Raw genomic sequence first — 23,757 nt, 5'->3', positions numbered from 1 at the left:
ACAACGTGTCCGCACACCGTTCCTCTGCACGGAGGCAGACATGAAGAACGAAGACACGCTCACCACCGAGGTCGAGCTCCAGACGCGGCGCATTCCCTCCATCGGCTTCCTCGGAGTCGCCGTGGGGTGCATGGCCGTCAGCGCCATCCTGATGATCTCGGGTCGCAAGACCTGGGCGAACTTCATCGGCCAGTGGGCGCCCTCCATCCTCATCATGGGCACCTACAACAAGATCGCCAAAACGTTCTCGCCCCCCTACAGCGAGCAGCAGCGCGTCCAGCACGGCGGCCACGCCTCCCTCCTGAAGTCGCCGGGCGAGCTCGGCCATCAGGTGGCGCCCCACTCGGTGAGCTGAGACACCAGGGCCCCTCGGCTGCCCGCCTGGGGCCCTGTCTTCCCGTGCCTACGGCTTCGGGCGCTCCGGGTCGCGGGCGCGGGGCCGCAGGTAGCCGAGCACGAGCGCACTCAACTCCTCCACGAGCTCGGGAGTGCCGATCAGCTCGGGCCGCTCGACGACCGCGGCCCAGACGGCGCTGCGCAGGGCGCGGATGATGATGAAGACGACCAGGCTCAGGTTGCGTGGACGCTCGAACTCCAGGTTCTGTGAGAGCACGCCCTGGACGAGGAACTCCACGCGTGCCTCGATCTCCTGCACGACCTGAAGGGGGCCGATGCGCGGCGCCTGCTCCAGCAGCACCCGCTGTAGCTCCGGATTCACCCCGTAGACATCCACCAGGGCGCGCACCAGCTCCCGCACCTCCTGCGCCAGATCCGAGATCGGGCGCGGCACCAGCTTGTCGGCGAGGATGCCCAGGACGCGCTGGTGCAGCCGCTCGACCAACATGGCGACCAGGGCCTCCTTGCTCGGGAAGTACTGGTAGAGCGAGCCGATGCTCACTCCGGCCCGCTCGGCCACCTGCTTGGTCGTGGTGCCCTCGTAGCCAGAGCTGACCAGAACGTGAGCCGCCGCCTCGAGGATCAGCTCCACCGTGGCCTTGGCGCGCTCCTGGCGGGGCCTTTTCCGAGGGGAAGCCCGGTTGCGTCCGCTCATGGCACCTCGTCTCCCAAACCTGAGCCGGATGCGAATTTCGCTCCCACGAGCCAGCCCTTACTGTTCCCGCCAGAACTCGTCCAGCCGAAGTCTCGACTCCAAGACGCCGGCGAGGCTGAGCGTTCACCCGTGAGCATGCGTTCTGGATTTCCCATGAGCAAGCCCTCCCTGTCCACGACCATTCCCCAGCCCCGCTCCCGCCCCCTCGTGGGCAACGTGCCCGACGTGGGCTTCGAAACGCCCCTGCAGAACATGATGAAGCTCGCACGCGAGTTCGGGCCCATCTTCCGGCTGTCCTTCCCGGGGGAGAACTTCCTCCGGGTGATCAGCTCCTACGAACTGGTGGCCGACGCCTGTGACGAGACGCGCTTCGAGAAGATGCTGGGCCAGGTCCTCCTGCAGCTGCGCGACCTGGGGGGTGACGGCCTCTTCACCGCGGATGCGCGAGAGCCCAACTGGGGCAAGGCCCACCGCCTGCTGATGCCCGCCTTCAGCCCCGCGGCCATGCGCAACTACCACGACGGCATGTACGACGTGGCCGACCAGATGCTCACCCGCTGGGCGCGCTTCGGACCCGACACCGACATCGACGTGTCCGACAACATGACGCGGCTCACGCTCGACACCATCGCGCTGTGCGGCTTCGACTTCCGCTTCAACAGCTTCTACCAGCGGGAGATGCACCCCTTCGTGGAGTCCATGGTGCGCGCCCTGGCCGAGGCGGGCGACCGGACCCGCCGGGTGCCCCTGCAGACGCAGCTCATGCTGCGCACCCAGCGTCAGTACCAGTCGGACCTCCAGTACATGTACGAGGTGGTGCGCGAGCTCATCGTCCGGCGCCGCGCGCTCCCGCCCGAGGAGGCTCCGAAAGATCTGCTGGGCCTGATGCTCGAGGCGAAGGATCCGCTCACGGGGGAGAAGCTCGACGACGACAACGTGCGCTCCCAGCTCATGACCTTCCTCATCGCGGGCCACGAGACGACGAGCGGCCTGTTGTCCTTCGCCGTCTACTTCCTCTTGCACTACCCCGAGGTGCTCCAGAAGGCCTACGAGGAGGTGGACCGGGTGCTGGGCTCGGAGGCGCCCCGCTTCGAGCAGATCTCCCAGTTGCAGTACATCGATCAAATCCTGCGCGAGACGCTGCGCCTGTGGCCCACCGCGCCGGCCTTCACCCTGCACGCCAAGGCGGACAACACGCTGCTGGCGGGGCGCTACCCGGTGGGGGTGAAGGACACGCTCATGGTGCTCATCCCCATGCTGCACCGCGACCCCACGGTGTGGAAGAACCCGGAGCGCTTCGATCCGGAGCGCTTCGCCCCCGAGGTGCGCGACAGCATTCCCACCCACGCGTGGAAGCCGTTCGGCAACGGGATGCGCGCGTGCATCGGCCGGGCGTTCGCGCTCCAGGAGGCCACGCTCGTGCTGGGCACGATGCTGCAGCGCTTCCACATCTCCACGCCCGAGCCCTACACGCTGCGCATCCGCGAGACGCTCACGCTCAAGCCCGATGGGCTCAAGCTGCGCGTGCGCGCGCGCAAGCCCGTCTCCCGCGCGCCCGCGGCCCGACGGGCCCCCACCCCCGCGCCCGTGGCGTCCTCGTCCCAGCCGACGGAGAAGACATCCTCGCATGGCACGCCCCTGCTGCTGCTCTACGGCTCCAACTCGGGGGCCTCGGAGGCGTTCGCCCGGCGCATCGCCAGTGACGGACTCGCGCGCGGCTACACGGCGAAGGTGGCCCCGCTGGACGAGTACGCCGGCAAGCTGCCCAAGGAGGGCGCGGTCGTGATCGTGACGGCCTCCTACAACGGCCAGCCCCCGGACAACGCGCGCGCCTTCCACACGTGGCTGTCCAACGTCCCCGCGGGCGCGCTCCAGGGCGTGCGCTACGCCGTGTTCGGCTGCGGCAACCGGGACTGGGGCGAGACCTACCAGGCCGTGCCCAAGTTCATCGACGAGCGGCTGAGCGCGGCGGGGGCCCGGTCCCTGCTCTCGCGAGGCGAGGCGGATGCGCGGGCCGACTTCTTCGGCGACTTCGACTACTGGTACGCCCCCTTCTGGACGCGGGTGGGCGAGGGCCTGGGGGTGGCTTCCAGCGAGGTGGACGCGGGGCCTCGCTACACGGTGGAAGTCGTCCCCCCGGTGAGCGCGGAGCTGGTGAAGCAGAACAAGCTCGAGCTGGCCACGCTGGTGGACAACCGCGAGCTCGTCGACATGACGTCGCCGTTCGGCCGCTCCAAGCGCCACCTGGTGTTCAAGCTGCCCCAGGGGGTGACGTACGCGGCGGGTGACTACCTGGCGGTGCTGCCGGAGAACCATCCGGAGCTCGTGGAGCGCGCCGCGCGCCGCTTCGGGGTGAGCCCGGACGCCACCGTCATCCTCGGCTCCGCCCGGGGCGACCAGGGCTCCTCGCTTCCCACGGGAAGGCCCGTGCTGGTGCGCGAGCTGCTCGGCCGGCACGTGGAGCTGTCGGCGCCCGCCACGCGCAAGGACCTGGAGCGGCTGGCGGAGAAGAACCCCTGCCCTCCGCACGCCATGCACCTGGTGGCCCTGGCCCGGGACGCCGAGCGCTACAAGAAGGAGATCCTCGACAAGCGCGTGAGCGTGCTGGAGCTGTTGGAGCAGTACACCTCGTGCATCCTCTCGCTCGGAGATTTCCTCGAGCTGCTGCCGGCCATGCGCGTGCGGCAGTACTCGGTCTCCTCGTCCCCCCTGGCGGACCCCACGGAGTGCACGCTGACGGTGGCGGTGGTGGACGCGGAGGCGTGGAGCGGCCAGGGCCGCTTCCGTGGCACGTGCTCGAGCTACCTGGCGCGGCTGCGTCCGGGCGAGCAGGTGGCGGTGGCGGTGCGCACGCCGAACGTGCCCTTCCACCCGCCCGCGTCGAACGCGACGCCCATCGTCCTGGTGGCCGCGGGCACGGGGCTGGCGCCCTTCCGGGGTTTCCTCCAGGAGCGCGCCCTGCGCCACGCCCGGGGGGAAGCGGCCGGGCCCGCGCTGTTCTTCTTCGGGTGCGATCACCCGGAGGTGGACTTCCTCTACCGCGAGGAGCTGGCGCAGTGGGAGCGCGAGGGCGTGGTGAAGGTGTTGCCCGCCTTCTTCCGTCAGCCCGACGGCGACGTGACGTTCGTGCAGCACCGGCTGTGGAAGGAGCGCGAGCAGGTGAAGGCGCTGCTCGACCAGGGCGCCCTGCTCTTCATCTGTGGTGATGGGCGGCTCATGGCTCCCGCGGCCCGTGAGACGCTGGCGCGCATCCAACAGGAGAAGGTGGGCTGCTCCTCGGAGGAGGCCCTGGCGTGGCTGGCGGCCATGGAGAAGCAGGGCCGACTGGCCTGCGACGTCTTCGCGTGACCCCACCGCGCCCGCCGCTCGGGCGGGCGCGGCGACGCTCATCTGGCATGGCGAGCAGACCACGGCCGGGGATGACAGCGGACATTCAGAAACAGCGAATGCGCCAGATGATAGGAATCACCCAGGGGGAAGATGTTGTGCCGGACGATGAAGCCAATCGGCCCCTTGAACTCCGTGGGACGTCCCAGCTCCAGCTCCCGCTCGTAATAACCCAGCTTGGAATCGCAGGACGCGAGTGAGCCTGGTGATCTACAGCCGCATCAGCCAGAGCGCCGAGCTGGCACCCGTGGAAGGCTAGCGCCGCAGGGCCCAGAGCGCCTGGTGCAGCCGGGGAGTGAGTGGGAAGTCGACGCAGCGGAAGTACTTTCGCAGCTCCTCGCCCACCACCTCGCTGGCCATGGACTCGGGCTCGGTCAGGGCCTGGTGGAAGGCGAGCGTGAGCGCGGCCGAGGGCTGCGTCCGCGCGAGCTCGGCCAGGGGGGGCCGCTCGGCGAACCGTTGGCAGATGGCCTGGTGGAGCCGGGCATGTCCATGGGTGTCATCCAGCAGCGGCAGCAGCGGCAGGGGCGCGTTGTCCTTGAGCAGGAACTGGAGCTCTTCCAGTGTCTCCTCGGCCTCGCGCTGCTGCTGGCCGAGCGCCTCCGCCTTGCGCCTGCGATGGAGGTCGAAGAGCGTCGAGTTGAGCGTGGCCAGCTCGCGCTGCTTGCGGAGGATCAGCTCGTTGAGCGGCTGCTGCCTGCGGTACTGGGCCACCACGGAGGCGATGTCCTGTTTCACCGACTCCGGAACCAGGCCCGGATAGAGATGCGGCGGGCTGCCCAGGAAGACGCGGAACAGGGGCGCCCTGCCCCGCTCGAAGACCAGTCCCGCCTGGGTGTTGAACTCCATCGGGCACACCTGGTGGTCGATGAGCCTTCCGCGCGTGAGCAACAGCGAGGAGATCGTCCGCCCGGAGCTGTAGCCAGAGGACGAGCCCTGGCCCGTCCCGTCCGACAGGCAGACGCCATCCTTGAACTTGGCCACTTCCTCCGTGTCCGGGCAGATGGAGCAGACGGCACGCAGCGCACGGGTATTGTTCAACCCCGTCCGCTCCAGATGGATGACCTTCTCGTCGTGGGCGTCGCACCAGGCGAGCGCGGCGCCGAAGGGAATGGGCGGGGTGGCGTCGATATGGGAGATGACCATCCGCCCCTGCCCCGACTCGGGGAACAACACGGAGACCGAGCAGGACGTGGCGTTGTACGTGGTGACCCGGCGCAGCACGGCCTTCTGGCGAACGGCATACACCGTCCAGGGCCCCTGGATTCCCGCCTCGTGCACGTCGATGCCAATGCCGCCATGCACCCGGTGCTGCTCATCCGCGGAGTAGCGGAGGATCCACTCGACGGCATACAGGTGCAGGTCCAACGGACGCAGCACCAGGGCGTGATTCCAGCCCAGCACCACGTCATAGGCCCCCCGGGTCTGCCTGCGCAGGGCCGGGTAGAACCAGGTGTCCGACTGATAGGCATTCAACGCCTGCTTGAAGTGCGCCTCGTGCTCCTGCCTGGCCTGCTGGGCGCGCTCCCGGAGCGCGGGCTCCTCGTACCTGCCGGTCCACTCGCCCTGGGTGAGCGGACGCGACTTGACCATGGCGTTATTGGCTTCCAACACGGTGCGCCACGGCAGCGTCTTGTGCATGGGTGGAGAAGATAACAGCACCCGTCACAGGGGAAACACCCGGCGTCTGGGATGCTTCCACTCGCCGCGCCACGCCCGGGAAGGCGTACGATCCACCCCGTCGGTGCCACGCCTCCCTGGAGGAGTGGCTTCCGCCCACGAGGACACTTCTTCATGTTGGACATGCCGGGATACAGGGTCATTGGCACGCTCCGCGCGACGAGTTCGAGCGTGCTGTTCCGCGCGGTGCGCGAGGCCGATGGCGTGCCGCTCATCCTCAAGACGCCACTGGCCCCCTCCCCTGGCACCCTCGAGAAGGAGCGGTACCGGCGGGAATTCACCATCCTGCACCGGCTCCGGGACGTGCGCGGGGTGACCCATGCCTATTCCTGTGAGTGGATCCACGGGCGGCCCGTACTGCTGCTGGAGCAGGTATCGGGCGCGCCCCTGGCCGAGTCCAGGAGCCAGCCGATGGAGATCTCCCGGTTCCTGCCCCTGGCCATCTCGCTGGTCTCCATCCTGGGAGAAGTCCACCGCCGTCACATCATCCACAAGGACATCAAACCGTCGAACATCCTCCTGGAGCCGTCGGGGGAGGTGCGGCTGGTCGACTTCGGCGTGGCGGCGCTGCAGCAGGTGGAGCACCAGGGAGTGGCACCCGTCCATCAGATCGAGGGAACCCTGGCGTACATGTCCCCCGAGCAGACCGGACGGATGAACCGCCCGGTGGACCACCGCACGGACTTCTATTCGCTGGGGGTGACCTTCTACGAGCTGCTCACGGGGCGCAGGCCCTTCCAGGCGAACGACGCGCTCGAGTGGTTTCACGCGCACATGGCGCATCAACCGCGGCCTCCCCACGAGCTGAATCCCCAGGTGCCGCTGGCCTTGTCCGCGCTCGTGATGAAGCTGCTGGCGAAGGTGGCCGAGGAGCGCTACCAGAGCGCCGAGGGCTTGAAGGTGGACCTGGAGCAGTGCCGCGACGCCCTGGGCCAGAGCACGCCGGAGGCCTTCCCCCTGGGGACACGCGACACGCCCCACGGCTTCCAACTGCCGCGGCGGCTCTATGGGCGTGACGCCCAGGTGAACGCCCTGCTCGAGGGCTTCGAGCGCGTGGCGAGCACGGGCAGGCCGGAGCTGCTGCTCGTCCGCGGGTACTCGGGAATCGGCAAGTCCTCGGTGGTGCATGAGCTGTACAAGCCGATGGTGGGGCGGCGCGGGTTATTCCTGAGCGGCAAGTTCGATCAGTTCCGGCGGGAAATGCCCTACTCGGCCCTGGCCCAGACGATCCAGCAGCTGGTCCAACAACTGCTCGCCGAAAGCGACGAGGAGCTCGCCGGCTGGCGCGAGCGGATGAACCAGGCCTTGGAAGGCCAGGGTCAACTGCTCGTGGACCTGGTGCCCCGGCTGGAAGTGGTGGTGGGCCGGCAGCCCGCGCTCCAGGAGCTGCCCTCCAGCGAGGCGCAGCGCCGCTTCTTCCGGGTGGTGCGCCAGTTCGCGTCGACCTTCTCCACGCGGGAGAACCCCGCCGCGGTGTTCCTGGATGACATGCAGTGGGCGGGCACCTCCAGTCTGAGGATGCTCGAGTACCTGCTGTCGGGGCCCAGGAGCCCGCCGGTGTTGTGGCTGGCGGCCTACCGGGACAACGAGGTGGGCCCCGACCACCCCTTGAGGTCGACATTCCAGACCTTGCGCGAGGCGGGAGTCCGGATCACGGACATCCAACTGGAGCCACTGGGCGTGGCACAGGTGGAACAACTGGTGGGAGATGCGCTCCCGGGAGCGGGCACGGACGTGGTCGCCCCCCTCGCGGCGCTGCTGCACGAGAAGACGGGAGGCAATCCCTTCTTCCTGCTGCGCCTGCTGGAGACGCTCCACCAGGACGGCCTGCTCGTGCGCCTGCCCGAGGGCGGGTGGCGGTGGGACGACGAAGGCGTCCGGACCCGGGACTATTCGGAGAACATCGTCGACTTCATGGTGGACAAGCTGCGCCAGCTTCCCCCGGACACGCAGCACCTGCTGCGGCTGGCGGCCTGCGCGGGCAATGTCTTCTCCCCGCGGGTGTTGGTGATGCTCCTGGGGCTGCCCGACGTGCACCCGGTGGAGCAGGGCCTCGAGCCCGCGCTCCAGGAAGGCATGCTGGGGCGCGTGGGTCCGGAGAAGTACCGCTTCCTGCATGATCGCATCCAGCAGGCGGCCCACGCGCTGAGCTCCGAGTCGGAGCGCCAGCAGGTGCACCTGCGCATCGGCCGGTGGCTGCTCGAGACCCTGTCCCCGGAGGAGCTGCCCGGCGCGCTCTTCGACGTGGTGTACCAGCTCAACGCCGCGGCGGCCCTGATCGAGCAGCCCGCGGAGCGCCACCGGCTCGCGCGGCTCAACGTCGAGGCGGGAACCAAGGCCCAGATCGCGCTCGCGCTGAACCCCGCCCGCGCCTACTTCACGACGGCCTTCACGCTCATTCCCGGAGACCCCTGGGAGACGGACCCCGTGCTGGCCTTCAAGGCGCGGCTCGCCCTGATACGCGCGGAGTACATGAGCGGCAACACCTCCGAGGCCCAGCGGCTGGCCGAGGAGCTGAGCCTCCGGGCCCGCACCCGCGCGGACACCGTGGCCGTCTCCTTCCTGATCCAGGACATCCACTTCGCCCGGGGGGAGTTCCTCCTGGGCATGGACCGCGTCATGGCCTGCCTGGCGATGCTGGGCATGCCGGTGTCGCCGCAGCCCACCTGGGACGAGGCGGTGGCCGCCCATGAGGAAGTGTGGAGCCTGCTGGGCTCACGCCCCATCGAGAGCCTCGCCGAGCTGCCCCTCATGACCGACCCGGACATGAAGCTGGGCGTGGCCGCCCTCTTCAAGCTCTTCCCCCCCGCCCACTCCAGCAATCCCCACCTGCTCATCGTCATCCTGAGCCGGATCGTCTCCCTCACCGTGCGCCACGGCTTCGTGGCCGACGCCGTGAGCGGGTACGCCTGGTTCGGCGTCATCACCGGCTCGTTCTTCGGGCGCCACCGGGAAGGAATGGCCTTCGCGCGGCTCGCCCACGGGTTCGTCGACCGGCACGGCCTGCCCTACCGGGCGGGGGTGCTGCTGAGCACCCACTTCTGCAGCATCTGGGTCGACCCCCTCTCCCGGGCACGGGAGCTCATCCTCGAGGGCCTGGGCCATGCGCGACTGACGGGGAGCACCTCGTCCGCCTCTCACTGTGGCGCCGCGCTCGTCAACCTGCGCCTCGCCATGGGGCACTCCCTGGACGAGGTCCACCAGGAGACGATCGCGCGCGGCGAGGTCGTGCGCAAGACGGGCTTCGTGGATCCCCACGAATGGCTCCTCGTGGTGCAGCGCTACGTGCAGCAGTTGCGCGGCCACTCGCCGTCGTTCCAGAGCCTGGACGGGGACGGCTTCGATGAACGGGCCTACGAGGCCCGGATGACGCCCCAGCGCATGGGCGCCACGCGGTGTCACTACTGGCTCTTCAAGCTGCAGTCGCGCTACATGTGCGGCGCCTACGCGGAAGCGCGTGAAGCCGCGGAGCAGGTGGCCGGGTTGCTCTGGGCCACCACCGGCAGCATCAATGCGCGCGAGGGCCACTTCTTCCGCGCCCTGGCCCTGGCCGCGTGCCCCGAGGCGGACCCGTCCCGACGCCAGGAGGACCTCGCGGCCATCGCGCGGCACCATCAGCGGCTCGCGGGATGGGCGGAGAATTGCCCCGAGAACTTCCGCGCGCTCGAGCGGCTCGTCTTCGCGGAGCGGGCCCGGCTCGAGGGGCGATCGGAGGAGGCGATCCACGCCTACGAGGAGGCCATCCGCGCGGCCCGGGAGAGCGGGGCCATCCAGTACGTGGGACTGGCCAGTGAGCTCGCGGCGAGCTTCTGGCTTGCGCGCCACCTGCCCCTCGTCGCCCAGGGCTTCGCGCACCAGGCGCACGCGGCGTACCAGCAATGGGGCGCCTACGCCAAGGTGCGGCAGCTCGAGTCCCAGTGGCCGTACCTCGCGGCCCCGGAGGCCCGCCGGGACGCGCAGACCACGACCACCAGCGGCACGGACTCCACCCACATCGACTCACTCACGGTGGTCAAGGCGCAGCAGGCCGTCTCCGGCGAGATCGTGCTGGAGCGCCTGGTGACGGCGCTGATGAAGGCGGCGATCGAGAACGCGGGCGCACAGCGGGGCGCCCTGCTGTTGTCCCAGGAGAACACGCTCGCGGTGGCGGCCCTCTTCCGGCTCTCACCGGACGGCGCCACGCTGGAACCGGACGAGGGAGGCCACCACGAGCTGCCGTGGACCCTGCTCGCCTATGTCCGGCGCACGCGCGAGCACGTGCTCATCGGCGATGCCTCCAAGCCCCACGCGTTCTCGGCCGATCCGTACCTGGCGCGCGGCACGGCGCGCTCGGTGTTGTGCCTGCCGCTGATCCGGCAGGAGGTGTTCTCCGGGGCCCTCTACCTGGAGAACAACCTGGCCACCAATGCCTTCAGCCCGGCGCGGCTGGCGCTCCTGGGGCACCTGGCCTCCCAGGCGGCCATCTCCATCGAGAACGCGCGGCTGTACGCGGACGTGCAGCGCGCCCGGATGGAGCTGTACCAGGCCAACGACGAGCTGGAGCGGCGGGTGGAGGAGCGCACGCGCGAGCTCAAGCAGGCCCAGGCCCGCCTGGTGGACGCCGCGCGCGAGGTGGGCATGACGGAGGTGGCCTCCAACGTGCTGCACAACGTGGGCAACGTGCTCACCAGCGCCGTCATCCACCTGGAGATGATGCGCAAGGCCGTGGGCGCCCTGCGCGTGGGCCGGCTGAAGCAGGCCTCGGCCCTGATGGTGGAGCACCGTCAGGACCTGGCGGACTTCCTGACGAAGGACCCGCGCGGCGGCCACCTGCCGGACTACCTGGCCGCCCTGAGTGACGATCTGATGAAGGATCAGATGCGCCTCATGGAGGACATGGATGCGATGAGCCGGCACATCGAGCACATCCGCGCCATCATCCAGGTGCAGCAGACCTACGCGCGCAACGCGCTGCTGACGGAGGAGTGCGACCTGGCCCAGCTCATCGACGACGCGCTGCGCGTCCAGCTCGCGGCGTTGGAGCGCCACGGCGTCACCCTCCACCGTGAAATGTCGGCGCTGCCCCGGGTGAGCGCGGACAAACACAAGGTGATGCAGATCCTCGTCAACCTCATCAGCAACGCCAACCACGCGCTGGGCCAGATGCCCGAGGGCAAGCGCAACCTCTGGGTACGGCTGACGGCGGAGGGGAACGTGGCGCGCGTCCAGGTGGAGGATGACGGGGTGGGCATCGCGCCGGAGCTGATGGACAGCCTGTTCACCCACGGCTTCACCACGCGCAAGGATGGCCATGGCTTCGGACTGCACTCGAGCGCGCTGGCCGCGAAGCTGATGAAAGGCCAGCTCACCCTGCGCAGCGACGGGCCCCAGCGGGGCGCCGTGGCCACGCTCGAACTCCCACTCGCCTCGCGAGCAGTCCCCTAGCCGCCGACGAGCAGCCGGGCACGGCCGTCCTTCCGTCGGCTCCGGGAGAAGCTGGGGAGCACCCGCGCACCTCCATCCGAAACCACGGGTGCGCGTCCGGGGAACGGTCTCGTGCGTTCCACTGTTGGAACATCAAAAAATTTGATGGATCTTCCGTCCATTCTGGCGACGGCGTATCCGTCGCGTGTGGTTGCTCATTGGGCGCGCCGCGTCACGGGCCGGCCGTTGAACACGTGGCATCGTCTCGGATTGGGCCTTGTACCGGGCGCTTCCTGCGTCAAGAACTGCACCATGCACGATTTCCACCCTGTGCTCGCAACCACCCTCGCTCCACTCTCCGCGCTGCGTGGCCGCGGCGTGCACCTCGCCCACGCCTCGAGCGGGGCTCGGCGCCATGCGTGATCAGAGCTCGTCGGCCATCGTGGAGCTGTCGACCCTTCAAGAAGAGCGCGCGCGGATGATCCTCGACAACATCGAGGACTATGCCGTCTTCATGCTCGATCCCACCGGGCACGTGAAGACGTGGAACAAGGGCGCGGAGCGCATCAACGGCTACACCCTGGGGGAAATCCAGGGGCGGCACTTCTCGATCTTCTACCCTCCGGCGGACATCGTCGCCGGCAAGTGCGAGCGCGAGCTGCGGTGCGCCACGGCCGAGGGCCGCTTCGAGGAGGAAGGCTGGCGCATCCGCAAGAATGGCGAGTCGTACTGGGCCAGCGTGATCATCACCGCCATGCGCGACCCCACGGGCAAGCTGGTGGGGTTCGCGAAGATCACCCGGGATCTCACCGAGCGCCGCAAGGCGGAGGAACAGCTCCGCCAGAGCGAGGAGCGCTTCCGGTTGCTCGTCGCGAGCATCAAGGATTACGCCATCTTCATGTTGGAGCCCGATGGGCGGGTGAACAGCTGGAACCCCGGCGCCCAGCGACTCAAGGGCTACCAGGCCCAGGAGATCATCGGGCAGCCCATCAGCCGCTTCTACCTGGAGGAGGAGGTGGCGCGGGGCAAGCCGTGGGATCTGCTGCGCGAGGCCGCCGAGCAGGGCCGCGTCGAGGACGAGGGCTGGCGCGTGCGCAAGGACGGCTCGCTCTTCTGGGCGAACGTGATCATCACCGCCGTGCGCGACGAGGAGGGCCGCCTGCGGGGCTTCGCCAAGGTCACGCGGGATCTCACCGAGCGCCGCAAGAGCGAGGAGCAACTGCGGCGCGGCGAGGAGCGCTTCCGGCTGCTGGTCTCCAGCGTGAAGGACTACGCCATCTTCATGTTGGACCCCCAGGGGCGGGTGATGACCTGGAACGACGGCGCGGCCCACCTCAAGGGCTACTCGGCCCGGGAGATCGTCGGCGAGCACTTCTCGCGCTTCTACCCGCCCGAGGACCTCGCGAGGAACAAGCCCGCCCAGCAGATCGAGGCCGCCAGGCGGGACGGCCGCGTCGAGGACGAAGGCTGGCGCGTGCGCAAGGACGGCACGCGCTTCTGGGCCAGCGTGACCCTCACCGTGATGCGGGACGCGAAAGGCGAGCTCCTGGGCTTCTCGAAGGTGACGCGCGACCTCACCGAACACAAGCGCACGGAGGAGGAGCGCCTCCAACTCGCCCAGAGCCAGGAGGCGATCCGGCTGCGCGACGAGTTCCTCTCCATCGCCGCGCACGAGCTGAAGACACCTCTCACGGCGCTCCAGCTCCAGATCCAGGGCCTGAGACGGGACATGGCCTCCCTCGAGCACAAGCACGAGGCCCGGATCGAACGCGCGCTGCGCAGCACCGGGCGGCTGTCCCATCTCGTCGAGACGTTGCTCGATGTCTCCCGGATCTCCACCGGACGGCTCACCCTCCACCCGGAGCGCATGGATCTGGTCGCCACGGTGCGAGACGTCACCGAGCGCCTGCACGACTCGGCCGCATCGGTCGACTGTCAGCTCGTGCTCCAGGAGGCGCGGCCCATCGAGGGCACGTGGGATCGGCTCCGCATCGAGCAGGTGATCACCAACCTGCTGTCCAACTCGTTCAAGTACGCGGCCGGCCACCCGATCGAGATCTCGATGGAGCGGGAGGGCGCCGAGGCGATCCTCGTCATCACCGACAAGGGGCCCGGCCTGCCAGAGAAGTTCATGCCTCGGCTGTTCGGCAGGTTCGAGCGCGCCGCGCCCATGAGCCACTACGGCGGGCTGGGTCTGGGACTGTACGTGAGCCGGGAGATCGTCGAGGCCCATGGCGGGATCATCTCCGCCGAGAATGTCCCGGAGGGAGGCGCCCGCTTCACCATCCGCATGCCCACGGATCTCCTGGCGCCCAGCGCGGCACCGGACGAGGCCGCCGCGCCAGGGCCGGAAAGACCCAGGTGAGAAACCATCCCGCTACTGGAGCTCGACGTGGGCGAAGAGCCGGGTGTCACGGATCTCCATGCCCGGGTCGCGGTTCAGGCGTCCGGTGAAGAAGTCCGCATAGCCGCTCGCGTGGGCCCACCAGGTGGAGGTCGCCTCCACACCGTAGGCGCCCGCGGGGAAGGTGGTGACCGGGGCGAGGTCCGTGGGGAGCGGAAAGGGAGTGAACGAGGTGATGGACGTGGGAGCCATCACGCTCCAGGCCAGGGGACTCGGTTCTCCCATCCTATTGAGCTCCACCTCCGTCAGGTGCGCGGAGCCATCGGGAATCCAGCTCAGGACCAGGCCGGCGCGCGAGGCGCTGCCCGGGGCCTCCAGGGGGCCCACGGCCGGCGAGGTGATGCGCAGGGGAGCCAGGAAGGTGGCCGTCACGGCGGAGGTGGCACCCACGGGCACCTCCGTCTGAAGCGCGCCCTCGGGGAACGTCGACGCCTCGCCCGAGGAGATGCGGAGCCTCGGGGTGAGGGTCTCGAAGGGGGCCGTCCGGGCGATCGCGGGAACCGCGAGGGGCAGCGTCCCGAAGGCACTCGTGCTGAAAAGGAGCCGGCCATCCAGGAGGTACTGGAGCGAAGCGGTCATCTCACCCCCCCGCGACCCATTGCCCCCCACCGCCACGTCGAGCATCTGATCCACCGGGTGATCGAGTTCGAGCTCCAGCCCGCCCACGGTCGCGCCGGAGCCCACGGCGATTCCCCGCTCGAGTCCCACCCGAAGGACCTTCTGCTCGGAGTCATCGGTCTCCTGGGCGAAGAGGTCCACGGTGCCGGGCGCGTCACCGCGGATGTCGATGCTGAAGGACCCATCCGCGGCCAACCGCGTGGAGCCATGGAGCCCCTTGCCGCCCGCGGAGACGGACAGGAACCTGGAATCGACCACGCCCGTCACCCGGCCGGTGAGCGTGCCCTGCTTCGTCCAGGGAGTGCTCGACATCGGGTACAGGAAGAAGGGCAACCGGACCTCATTTCCCTCGAGCGCGAGGTAGGTCCGTACCCGCACCAGGCCGGTGGAATACACCATCACCAGGCTCACGTCCTGGGGCCCCACGATGGCCAGATCATGGAAGCGCGCCACGCCACTCTCGTCGAGGCGTTCACGGAACCTGCTTCCATCGCCGAGCAGCACGTGGATGCTGCTGTAGAGCGACGGATCCCCGGTGATTTCACGCGGCACGTGGACGGTGAAGGTGGGCGGGGTCTCGAGAGGGGGCTCCTTCCCCGGGCCACCGGGAGGGGTCTCGGGGAAATGGCAGGCGACGAGGAGCAGCGCGAGCAGCGGAAGCAGTCGGGTCTGGATCATCGGGTCGCACTGTACGCAAGCGCGCCCGGCAACCTGACAAGGGGGCCGAGGGAAACTCCCTAGGCAATCGTCCGCGAGGGGAAGTCGATCTGATCCCACCGATTGCCGGTCATGATCGCGCGCTGCTCGGCGGCACCGAGCAGCTCATGGGGATAGCCGAGGGGGATGGCGGTGAGTTCATCCAGGCGCCGGAGCTGCTCGTCGCTCAGCTTGACGGTGGTGGCGGCGAGGTTGTCCTCGAGCTGGGCGCGGGTGCGCGGTCCGATGACCGGAAGCACGCCCCTGGCGCTCACCCAGGCGATGGCGATCCGGCCCGGGCTGGAGTCGAGCTCCTCGGCGATGGCGCCGAGCGCGTCGAGGAGGGGCTCCGTCCGCTTGGGGTCGTCATGGAGGACGCTGCCCTTCAAGTCGGTGGCGCGGCCCTTCTCCCCCTTGCGGTACTTGCCCGTGAGCAGCCCGCCGCCCATGGGTGACCACCCCATGACGCCCAGCCCGAGGCCCTCCGCCATGGGCAGCAGCTCGCGCTCGGTCGTGCGCTGCAGCAGGCTGTATTCGGTTTGAAGCGCGACGAGGGGCGCCCAGCCGCGCAGGTCCGCCAGGGTGACGGCGGTGGCGATCCGCCATGCCGGGAAGTTGGACAGGCCGCCATAGACAATCTTGCCGGCGCGCACGAGATCATCCAGGCCGCGTGCGATCTCCTCGACGGGCGTCACGCCGTCATCCATGTGCGCGAAGTAGAGATCGATGCGGTCCGTCTTGAGACGCCTCAAGCTGTCCTCGACGGACTGCACCATCACCTTGCGGCTGTTGCCGAGCACTCCCAGGGAGGGGGCCCGCACGGCGCCCCGGCTGTATTTCGAGGCGATGACGAAGTCATTGCGACGGGGCGCGAGGAACTCGCCAATCAAGGTCTCGGATTCACCGAGCTGGTAGTTGTCGGCGGTGTCGATGAAGTTGCCACCCGCCTCGGCATAGCCTTGCAGGATGCGGCGTACCTCATCCGGCGCGGCACCATAGCCATACGCCGTGCCGAACATGCCGGCGCCGAGCGCCAGCTCCGACACCTTGAGACCCGTCCGCTGTCCGAAAATCTTGTAGCGCATCACGCAACTCCTGCTCATGGCCCGCGTCGCGCGGGCTCCGTTCGACTCGCGGCAAGATAGGAGTTGAGCTTTCCATATGACAAGAACGCACGAAAAAGTGGGGTACACACCAAAAAGTAAGGTACCCGGGGGACACGAGGAGCGGGAAACGCGAGAGGGGCCCTGGCCCGCGAATGAATCGCGATGGCCAGGGCCCCTCGGGTCACGACGTGTGGATGGACCGCTCTGCGGGAAGCACCTCCCGGGTGGCTCCGGGAGGCGCTCGCCGGTGCTTAGTGCAGCACCTCGGCGGTGACCTGGTTCTCCACGGCGACGCTGATGCCGCCGGCCACGAGCACCTTGCCGTCATCGAGCAGGGTCGCGGTGTGCGAGTAGCGGTGCTCGATCATCTCGGTGGTGGGGATCCACGTGCCCGTGAGCGGGTTGTACATCTCCGCCTTGCCGTGGGTGCCGGTGAACTTGTCGTACCCGCCGGCGACGGCGACCAGGCCCGTGGGGAGCAAGGTGGCGGTGTGGTTGCGGCGCGGCTGGTGCATGCTGCCGGTGGCGGTGAAGGTGCCGGAGGCCGGGTCGAACAGCTCGGCGGTGGTGGAGGGCGTGCCGTCGACGCCGCCGCCCATCACGAGCACCTTGCCGTTGGCGAGCCGCGCGGCGGCGTGGGAGTTGCGGGGCTGGGTCATGTTGCCCACGCGCGTCCAGGTGCCGGTGGCCGGGTTGTACACCTCGGCGGTGGCCGAGCGCACCTCGCCGGTGCCGCCGCCCGTGGCGAGCACCTTGCCATCGGAGAGCTGCGTGAGGGTGAAGTTGGCGCGCGCCTCGTTCATGCCGCCGGTGGCGCTCCAGGTGCCCGTGGCCGGATCATACAGCTCGGCGGAGGTCAGCGCGGCGTTCGTCGCCTTGTCGATGCCGCCCACCACCAGCACCTTGCCCGAGGGCAGGAGCGTGGCCGTGTGGCGCGCGCGGAACGTCGCCAGGTTGCCGGTGAGCGTCCAGGTGTTGCTGGCCGCGTCATACAGCTCGGCGGACTTGGTGGCGCTGGCGCCATCACCGCCGACGATCAGCACGCGCCCGTCGTTCAGCTTGGTGGCGGTGTGGTAGCGGTGGTTGGTGCGCGTGTCGGCGAAGCGCGTCCAGGCCCCCGTGGCGGGATCGTAGATTTCCGTGGAGGGGTTGTAGCCGCCGGTCACCATCACGCGGCCATCGTTCAGCTTGGTGGCGGTGTGGAGGATGCGGACCTGGAACATGGGGCCCGTGGGAGACCAGGTGCCGTACGTGCTGCACGCGTCACCCACGCCGTCGCCGTCGATGTCGCTCTGGTCCGCGTTGGGGATGGAGACACAGTTGTCGACGTAGTCGATGATGCCGTCGCCGTCGGTATCCTTGTCATCGGCGGGAACGACGACGAGCGCGGTGGAGGTGACGACGAGGTTGATGTCGTCGTAGTCCGCGTCACCGCTCGCGTAGAGGTCCTCGAAGCCGACGTGGTAGTTGTTGTTGCCCAGGTCGGTCACCGCGGCGTGGACGATGCCATCCGGATTCCGGCTGCCCGGACCCGAGTAATAGGTGTAGCCCGTCTCGGGCACGCGGATGGCGAAGACGAGCTCGCCGCCCTTGAGGAACGTGCCTACGTCGTACTCCGTCCCCGCGGGCGTGGTGTTGCCGGTGCCCACGTGCACGGTGCCATCGGGGCGCACCAGGAACGTCTGGCTCTTGTAGCCGGCGGTGCCATTGCAGAAGGTGACGGTGACCAGGGCCGCCTGATCGAGGGAAATGAGCTTGGCCGCCGGGATGTGGCCTCCCGTCGACTGCACCACGCACTGAGCGGCCGAGGCCGTGCCCGGAGCGAAGAGACCCGCCGCCGCCAGCGCCGCGCCACCGAGGAAGGACTTCAGGACCCGCTTTGCCGTGGACTTCATGGTTTTCATCGGCTCTCCGGAATACAGTTGGGGAGGAAAATTCCGTTAATGAGCGTTTTATACGCCCCTCAAACGGAGATGACAAGCCAGAAAGTCAGGTTTTGCGCGAAGAAGCTCCGCGCGCCTCTTGACGCGATGGGACGCGAGAATGTGGGGGGAAATCACACGGCTCGGAGAGGGAGGCCCGGAGCGGGGCCTCGACCTTCTCCGAGGAGAACTAGCTCGCGGACGCCAACCAGGGCGTCGTCTGCGAGAAGTCGTAGATGCGCTCGACGGCGATCTGCTTGTAGCGCTCGGCCTTCACCGCGCGCCGGGCGCACTCCCAGACCATCTCCACCGGGGGCCGCTCGGGCTCCTTCTTCTTGCGGCGCTTGGCCTCGGCCTTGATGGCCTTCACCGCCACGCGTGGGTGGAAGCAGAAGGCCGAGGAGAAGAGCAGATGGCCGGCGAAGGGGATGAGCCGGGCCTCCAGCACGTCTCCCGTCTCCAGGCCCACCATGTGGCGGCGCTCGGTGACGTCGAAGTCCTTGCCCGAGTGCAGTTCGCGCAGGCGCACCAGGCCCTTGCCCAGCTTGCGCACCTCGAAGAGGCCGTGCACCGTCTCCGTGAAGCACCGGAAGGCGTTGGCCTCCTCGGGCGGTCCGCTCTGCAACCGCAGCTCGTACAGCTCCGCCGCCGGCGTCTTGCCGGACGCGGGCGAGACGCGATCGTACAGGTAGTAGTCCAGGAAGGACGCCATGCGCAGCTCGAAGAGCTGGTCGTCCTCGAACACCTCGCCCGTCAGGCGCAGGTACTCGGCCTTGGCGACGAGCAGGTCCGGCTTGCGCGCTTCCTGACTCCCGAAGGCGATGAGCTGATCCAGGTAGGGTTGGTACGACAACGGTGAAAGAGGGGATTCCATGGGGGCGGCGAGATCCTACTCTCCGGCCATCAGCTTCGCGAAGCGGGTGAAGAGGTAGCGCGCGTCATGGGGCCCCGGCGAGGCTTCCGGGTGGTACTGGACGCTGAACGCCCGGGCATCCGGCACGTTCAGGCCCTCCACGGTGCCGTCGTTGAGGTTGAGGTGGCTCACCACCGCCCTGCCCTTCACGCTGGCGTCATCCACGGCGAAACCATGATTCTGACTGGTGATTTCCACCTTGCCCGTGAGCAGGTCCTTCACCGGTTGGTTGGCGCCCCGATGACCGAACTTCATCTTGTAGGTGCGCCCGCCCAGCGCCAGGGCGAGGATCTGATGGCCCAGGCAGATGCCGAACACCGGCACCTTGCCGAGCAGCGAGGCGACCACCTTGTCCGCGCCCTTCACCGCCGCCGGATCCCCGGGGCCGTTGGCGAGGAAGACGCCATGGGGCTTGTCGGCGAGCACCTCCTCGGCGGTGGTGCCCGCGGGCACCACCTTCACCCGGCACCCCACGTCCACCAGGTAGTGGAGCATGGAGCGCTTGAGGCCGTAGTCGTAGGCCACCACGTCGAAGCGCGGCTCGGCGACGGGGCGCGGCTCCTCGCCGAGCAGGCTCGGGGACGGGGTGTTGAAGAGGTAGGGCTTCGCGGTGGACACGCCGGTGGCCAGGTCCATGCCCTCCATGCCCCGGGCGTTCCGGGCGCGCTCCACCAGGGCGCTCGCCGAGTGGCCGTCCGTCGAGACGACCCCCATCTGCGCGCCGTTGAGGCGCAGGTGGCGCACGAGCCGCCGGGTGTCGAGCCCCTCGATGCCGACGATGCCATGGCGCTTGAGGTAGGCGTCGAGCGTCTCCTGGGCGCGCCAGTTGGACTGCTGCGCCGAGGCGTTGCGCACCACCATGCCCACCGCGTGCGGCTTGGGTGACTCCTCGTCCCCGGGGTTGGCGCCCACGTTGCCCATCTCCGGGTACGCCATGGTGACGATCTGCCCGACATAGGAGGGGTCGGTGAGGATCTCCTGGTAGCCGGTCATCGACGTGTTGAACACCACTTCACCCACCGTCTCGCCGGACGCGCCCAGGGCGCGACCCTCGAAGGTGGTGCCATCCGCCAACGCCAGCACGGCCCTCTTCATGACCTGGACTCCTTCGTCTGCCCGTTCTCGAAGACCAGCCGGCCACCCACCCACGTCTGGGCGACCCGGCCCGTCAAACGCCGGCCATGGAAGGGGGTGTTGCGGCTGCGGGAGAAGAACCGCGTCGCATCCACCGTCCACTCCACGTCCGGCTCCACCACCGTGATGTCCGCCGGGGCTCCGACGGCCAGATGGCCGCCCGGCAGCCCGAATGCCTTGGCCGGCCCGTCCGACAAGAGGGCCACGGCCCGCGTCAGGCTCAGCGCGCCCTCGCGCACCGCCGCCAGGGTCAGCCCCAGGGCGGTCTCCAGTCCCACCACGCCATTCCACGCCTTGTCGAACTCCACCTGCTTCTCCAGCACGCCGTGGGGCGCGTGATCGGTGGCGATGGCGTCGATCGTTCCATCCGCGAGCGCCTCGCGCACGGCCAGCACGTCATGGCGGGTGCGCAGGGGCGGATTCATCCGGGCGTGGGTGTCGTAGTCCCCCACCGCCTCGTCCTCCAGCGTGAAGTGGTGCGGGGTGGCCTCGGCGGTGACGCGCAGGCCCCGGCGTTTGGCCTCGCGGATCAAACGCACGCTCCCCTCGCACGACACGTGGGCCACGTGCAGCCGGCCACGCGTCTCCTCCAGGAGCACGAGATCCCTCGCCACCATGGCCACCTCGGCCGAGGGCGGAATACCGATGAGCCCCAGGCGCGTGGAGGTGGGGCCCTCGTGCATCACACCCTTGCCCGACAGCGTCAGGTCCTCCTCGTGCACCATGACGGGCAGGTCGAACTGGGTGGCGTACTGGAGCGCGCGGCGCATGAGGCCGGCGTTCATCACCGGGCGGCCGTCGTCGGTGATGCACACGCAGCCGGCGGCCACGAGCGCCCCCATCTCCGCCATCTCCTCGCCCTGCAGGCCCTTGGTGATGGCGCCCGCCAGGTACACCCGGCACAGCCCCGCCTCGCGCGCCTTGGCCTTCACGTACTCGGTGACGAGCACGCTGTCGTTGACGGGCTTGGTGTTGGGCATGGCCACCACCGCGGTGAAGCCACCGGCCACCGCCGAGCGGCTCCCGGTGAGCACCGTCTCCTTGCCCTCCTCGCCCGGCTCGCGCAGGTGCACGTGCAGATCGATGAAGCCCGGCAGCACCCACCGGCCCTGGGCGTCCACCACCTGGGCGTCCGGCGGCGCTTCCAGCGGGGCCTCGGACACCTCGGCCACCCGCCCGTCGCGCACCAGCACGTCCCGCACCCCATCCACGCCGTGGCGCGGATCGATGACGCGTCCGCGGCGCAGCAGCACTGTCGTCGGCTTCATCGGCACACCACCTCCAGGACGGCACGGCGCACGGCCACCCCGTGCGCCACCTGATCGAGGATGACGCTGTGGGGGCCATCGGCCACGGCGGGAGCGATCTCCACCCCGCGATTCATGGGGCCGGGGTGCAGGACGAGCGCCTCCGGCTTGAGCCGCTCGGCGCGGGCGGCATTGAGTCCGAACAGCCGGGAGAACTCGCGCGCCGAGGGAAAGAAGCTCTCGCTCTGGCGCTCGGACTGCACGCGCAGGCACATGACGGCGTCCGCCTCGGGCAGCACCTCGTCCAGGCGCGAGGTGACGCGGGCCCCGAGCGCCTCGAGCCCCGGGGGCAGGAGCGTGGGCGGGCCGCACAGCACCACCTTCGCGCCCAGCGCGGTGAGGCAGTGCAGGTTGGAGCGCGCCACGCGGCTGTGGAGGACGTCGCCGATGATGAGCACCGTGCGTCCGTCGAGCTTTCCCCAGCGACGTCGCAACGTGAAGGCGTCCAGCAGGGCCTGCGAGGGGTGCTCGTGGGTGCCGTCCCCCGCGTTGATGACGGCGCAGCGCACGTGCCGGGCCACCAGGTGGGGCGCGCCCGAGGAGCGGTGGCGGATGATGAGCGCCACGGGGCCGGTGGCCTCGATGTTGCGCGCGGTGTCCAGGAGCGTCTCGCCCTTGGACACGGAGGAGCCCGCCATCGTCCAGTTGAGCACCTCGGCCCCGAGCGCGTGAGCGGCCATCTCGAAGGAGGTGCGGGTACGGGTGGAGTCCTCGAAGAAGAGGTTGGCCACCACCTTGCCCCGGAGCACATGCGAGGCGTCGGGACTGCCGTGCAGGTGGGCCTCGGCCCGATCGAGCAGCGCCTCGATGTCCGAGCGACGCAAGCCCTCGATTCCCAACAGATGACGCATGAGGCCCCCGCGTACCGTGGCACGCGCGGGGCGTCAAGCGTGGGTTTCAGCGCACCGGCGTGAAGAGGCGATCCGTGCGCAAGCCGGTTCCACCGAAGAAGCCGCTCAACCAGCCACCGTGGCCGAGCGCCAGCCAGATGACCATGGCCTTGCCCTTGATGTGGCCGTAGGGCACGAACGCCACGCCCATGCCGGTGCCCAGGCCGTAGCGGCTGTCGGAGCTGTTTTCCCGATTGTCACCCATGACGAAGACCTGACCCTCGGGGACGACGTAGGGCCCCTCGTGCGGCGTGCGGGCGGACGGGGCGTCCTGGAGCACGGCGTGCCGCTTGCCCGACAGGTTCTCCTCGTAGAGCCGCCGGTGCTCGGGGAACCAGCCCAGGGAGTCGTGCTTGTTGTAGACGGTCAGATCCTCGTCCACCAACGTGCGCTCCTGCGGCACGCCGTTGATGCGCACCTCGCCGTCGACGAGCTCCACGGTGTCGCCGGGCACGCCCACCACGCGCTTGATGAAGTCCACGTCCGTCTGCACGGGGTTGTTGAAGACGATGACGTCCCCGCGCGCCGGGGCGCGGACGATCTGGAACGGCACGTAGTTGGTGTACGGCAGCCGCACGCCGTAGATGAACTTGTTGATGAAGACCTGATCGCCGATCTCCAGCGTCGGCAGCATGGAGCCGGAGGGGATGCGGTAGGGCTCGATGATGAAGACGCGGATGACGACCGCCACCGCGAACGCCTTGGCGAAGCCGGAGATCACCTCCCAGGTGTCCTGCTTGCGCCAGACCCCGAGCAACTGGGTGGCGAGCGCGTCGAACGCCCGCGTCTCCTGCTCCAGGCGCGCCATCTCGCCGGCGACGATGGCGGTCTCCACCTGCATCGCCTGCTCGGCGAGCCGCACGGACGCCTCGGCGGAGATCTTCTCCGGCACGCGCTTGTGGATGCGCGCCACCTCCTCGAGCAGCTCGCGCGCCTCGCCGCGCAGCACGCGCAGCGCCCGGGCCCGGGGCACCGTCATGCGCCAGAGGAAGAGCCCCAGGAAGTACAGCACCATGCCCCCCGCCAGCGCCTGCATGAGCGGCTGGCCCCAGGCGGCGGACTCGGGCAGGAACTCGATGAGCAGCAGGTAGGGGATGTACGCCAGGCCGATCACCACCAGGGGCGCCCACAGGCTGGTGAGCCGCTCGCGCCACAAGAGCGCGCGGCTCGCCCTGAGCTGCTCGGGACTCTGGCGGGCGGACAGGGTGGCCTCGAAGCCGGTCGGAGTGGTGGTGCTCAGGGACAT

14 protein-coding genes are annotated in these 23,757 nt (G+C 69.1%); 4 read left to right on the top strand and 10 right to left on the bottom strand.

Annotation, left to right across the window (positions count from 1 at the left end; translation table 11 throughout):
- The first annotated feature begins 40 nt into the window (after nucleotides 1-40).
- Complete coding sequence (locus tag CYFUS_RS22875) at nucleotides 41-355, top strand: hypothetical protein (protein ID WP_095987161.1); 315 nt, start codon at nucleotides 41-43, stop codon at nucleotides 353-355.
- A gap of 48 nt (nucleotides 356-403) precedes the next feature.
- On the opposite strand, the gene CYFUS_RS22870 is transcribed toward CYFUS_RS22875, so the two are convergent.
- On the bottom strand, nucleotides 404-1,051 hold the full coding sequence (locus tag CYFUS_RS22870) for a TetR/AcrR family transcriptional regulator (RefSeq protein WP_095987160.1): 648 nt from the start codon (nucleotides 1,049-1,051) through the stop codon (nucleotides 404-406).
- Between the two features lie 153 nt (nucleotides 1,052-1,204).
- Here CYFUS_RS22870 and CYFUS_RS22865 point away from each other — a divergent pair, with 153 nt between their 5' ends.
- Nucleotides 1,205-4,399, top strand: coding sequence for a bifunctional cytochrome P450/NADPH--P450 reductase (locus CYFUS_RS22865; protein ID WP_095987159.1), 3,195 nt, complete (start codon nucleotides 1,205-1,207; stop codon nucleotides 4,397-4,399).
- 294 nt (nucleotides 4,400-4,693) lie between these two features.
- On the opposite strand, the gene CYFUS_RS22855 is transcribed toward CYFUS_RS22865, so the two are convergent.
- Nucleotides 4,694-6,079, bottom strand: coding sequence for a hypothetical protein (locus CYFUS_RS22855; RefSeq protein WP_157758602.1), 1,386 nt, complete (start codon nucleotides 6,077-6,079; stop codon nucleotides 4,694-4,696).
- Between the two features lie 153 nt (nucleotides 6,080-6,232).
- Between CYFUS_RS22855 and CYFUS_RS22850 the strand changes: the two genes are divergently transcribed.
- Both CYFUS_RS22850 and CYFUS_RS22845 read left to right on the top strand, forming a co-directional pair.
- Nucleotides 6,233-11,542 (top strand): trifunctional serine/threonine-protein kinase/ATP-binding protein/sensor histidine kinase, encoded by a 5,310-nt coding sequence (locus CYFUS_RS22850; protein WP_095987157.1) that lies wholly within the window; start codon nucleotides 6,233-6,235, stop codon nucleotides 11,540-11,542.
- Nucleotides 11,543-11,936: 394 nt separating this feature from the next.
- Nucleotides 11,937-13,886, top strand: coding sequence for a PAS domain-containing sensor histidine kinase (locus CYFUS_RS22845; RefSeq protein WP_095987156.1), 1,950 nt, complete (start codon nucleotides 11,937-11,939; stop codon nucleotides 13,884-13,886).
- Between the two features lie 12 nt (nucleotides 13,887-13,898).
- Here CYFUS_RS22845 and CYFUS_RS22840 read toward each other — a convergent pair whose 3' ends face one another.
- The 8 genes from CYFUS_RS22840 to lepB all read right to left on the bottom strand — a co-directional run bounded on the left by CYFUS_RS22840 (nucleotide 13,899) and on the right by lepB (nucleotide 23,757).
- A complete protein-coding gene (locus CYFUS_RS22840) occupies nucleotides 13,899-15,221 on the bottom strand; it encodes a hypothetical protein (protein ID WP_095987155.1) in 1,323 nt (440 codons plus the stop codon).
- A 59-nt stretch (nucleotides 15,222-15,280) separates the two neighbouring features.
- Nucleotides 15,281-16,324 (bottom strand): aldo/keto reductase, encoded by a 1,044-nt coding sequence (locus CYFUS_RS22835; RefSeq protein ID WP_095987154.1) that lies wholly within the window; start codon nucleotides 16,322-16,324, stop codon nucleotides 15,281-15,283.
- A gap of 272 nt (nucleotides 16,325-16,596) precedes the next feature.
- Nucleotides 16,597-18,240: a kelch repeat-containing protein gene (locus CYFUS_RS22830; protein ID WP_198316708.1), complete on the bottom strand. Its 1,644-nt coding sequence runs from the start codon at nucleotides 18,238-18,240 to the stop codon at nucleotides 16,597-16,599.
- Nucleotides 18,241-18,457: 217 nt separating this feature from the next.
- A complete protein-coding gene (locus tag CYFUS_RS22825) occupies nucleotides 18,458-19,141 on the bottom strand; it encodes a hypothetical protein (protein ID WP_095987152.1) in 684 nt (227 codons plus the stop codon).
- Nucleotides 19,142-19,156: 15 nt separating this feature from the next.
- Entirely contained in the window at nucleotides 19,157-20,275 is a 1,119-nt protein-coding gene (carA, locus tag CYFUS_RS22820; RefSeq protein WP_095987151.1) for a glutamine-hydrolyzing carbamoyl-phosphate synthase small subunit, read from the bottom strand.
- Entirely contained in the window at nucleotides 20,272-21,582 is a 1,311-nt protein-coding gene (locus CYFUS_RS22815) for a dihydroorotase (protein ID WP_095987150.1), read from the bottom strand. Before CYFUS_RS22815 ends, carA begins: the two co-directional genes overlap by 4 nt.
- Complete coding sequence (locus CYFUS_RS22810; RefSeq protein WP_095987149.1) at nucleotides 21,579-22,472, bottom strand: aspartate carbamoyltransferase catalytic subunit; 894 nt, start codon at nucleotides 22,470-22,472, stop codon at nucleotides 21,579-21,581. The genes CYFUS_RS22815 and CYFUS_RS22810 overlap by 4 nt, the downstream gene beginning before the upstream one ends.
- A 46-nt stretch (nucleotides 22,473-22,518) precedes the next feature.
- Nucleotides 22,519-23,757 (bottom strand): signal peptidase I, encoded by a 1,239-nt coding sequence (gene lepB, locus CYFUS_RS22805; protein ID WP_095987148.1) that lies wholly within the window; start codon nucleotides 23,755-23,757, stop codon nucleotides 22,519-22,521.

It is taken from the genome of Cystobacter fuscus (genome assembly GCF_002305875.1).
Taxonomy (GTDB): Bacteria; Myxococcota; Myxococcia; order Myxococcales; family Myxococcaceae; genus Cystobacter; species Cystobacter fuscus_A.
The sequence above is the reverse complement of the archived record's forward strand: the minus strand, read 5'-3'. Positions and strand labels throughout refer to the sequence as shown.

What these genes read in the sequence shown, in the direction of transcription:
- CYFUS_RS22850 (WP_095987157.1), top strand. Translation starts at nt 6,233, where the DNA reads ATGTTGGACATGCCGGGATACAGGGTCATTGGCACGCTCCGCGCGACG.
- carA (WP_095987151.1), bottom strand. Translation starts at nt 20,275, where the DNA reads ATGAAGAGGGCCGTGCTGGCGTTGGCGGATGGCACCACCTTCGAGGGT.
- CYFUS_RS22830 (WP_198316708.1), bottom strand. Translation starts at nt 18,240, where the DNA reads ATGAAGTCCACGGCAAAGCGGGTCCTGAAGTCCTTCCTCGGTGGCGCG.
- CYFUS_RS22825 (WP_095987152.1), bottom strand. Translation starts at nt 19,141, where the DNA reads ATGGAATCCCCTCTTTCACCGTTGTCGTACCAACCCTACCTGGATCAG.
- CYFUS_RS22815 (WP_095987150.1), bottom strand. Translation starts at nt 21,582, where the DNA reads ATGAAGCCGACGACAGTGCTGCTGCGCCGCGGACGCGTCATCGATCCG.
- CYFUS_RS22835 (WP_095987154.1), bottom strand. Translation starts at nt 16,324, where the DNA reads ATGCGCTACAAGATTTTCGGACAGCGGACGGGTCTCAAGGTGTCGGAG.
- CYFUS_RS22875 (WP_095987161.1), top strand. Translation starts at nt 41, where the DNA reads ATGAAGAACGAAGACACGCTCACCACCGAGGTCGAGCTCCAGACGCGG.
- CYFUS_RS22840 (WP_095987155.1), bottom strand. Translation starts at nt 15,221, where the DNA reads ATGATCCAGACCCGACTGCTTCCGCTGCTCGCGCTGCTCCTCGTCGCC.
- lepB (WP_095987148.1), bottom strand. Translation starts at nt 23,757, where the DNA reads ATGTCCCTGAGCACCACCACTCCGACCGGCTTCGAGGCCACCCTGTCC.
- CYFUS_RS22870 (WP_095987160.1), bottom strand. Translation starts at nt 1,051, where the DNA reads ATGAGCGGACGCAACCGGGCTTCCCCTCGGAAAAGGCCCCGCCAGGAG.
- CYFUS_RS22855 (WP_157758602.1), bottom strand. Translation starts at nt 6,079, where the DNA reads ATGCACAAGACGCTGCCGTGGCGCACCGTGTTGGAAGCCAATAACGCC.
- CYFUS_RS22865 (WP_095987159.1), top strand. Translation starts at nt 1,205, where the DNA reads ATGAGCAAGCCCTCCCTGTCCACGACCATTCCCCAGCCCCGCTCCCGC.
- CYFUS_RS22845 (WP_095987156.1), top strand. Translation starts at nt 11,937, where the DNA reads ATGCGTGATCAGAGCTCGTCGGCCATCGTGGAGCTGTCGACCCTTCAA.
- CYFUS_RS22810 (WP_095987149.1), bottom strand. Translation starts at nt 22,472, where the DNA reads ATGCGTCATCTGTTGGGAATCGAGGGCTTGCGTCGCTCGGACATCGAG.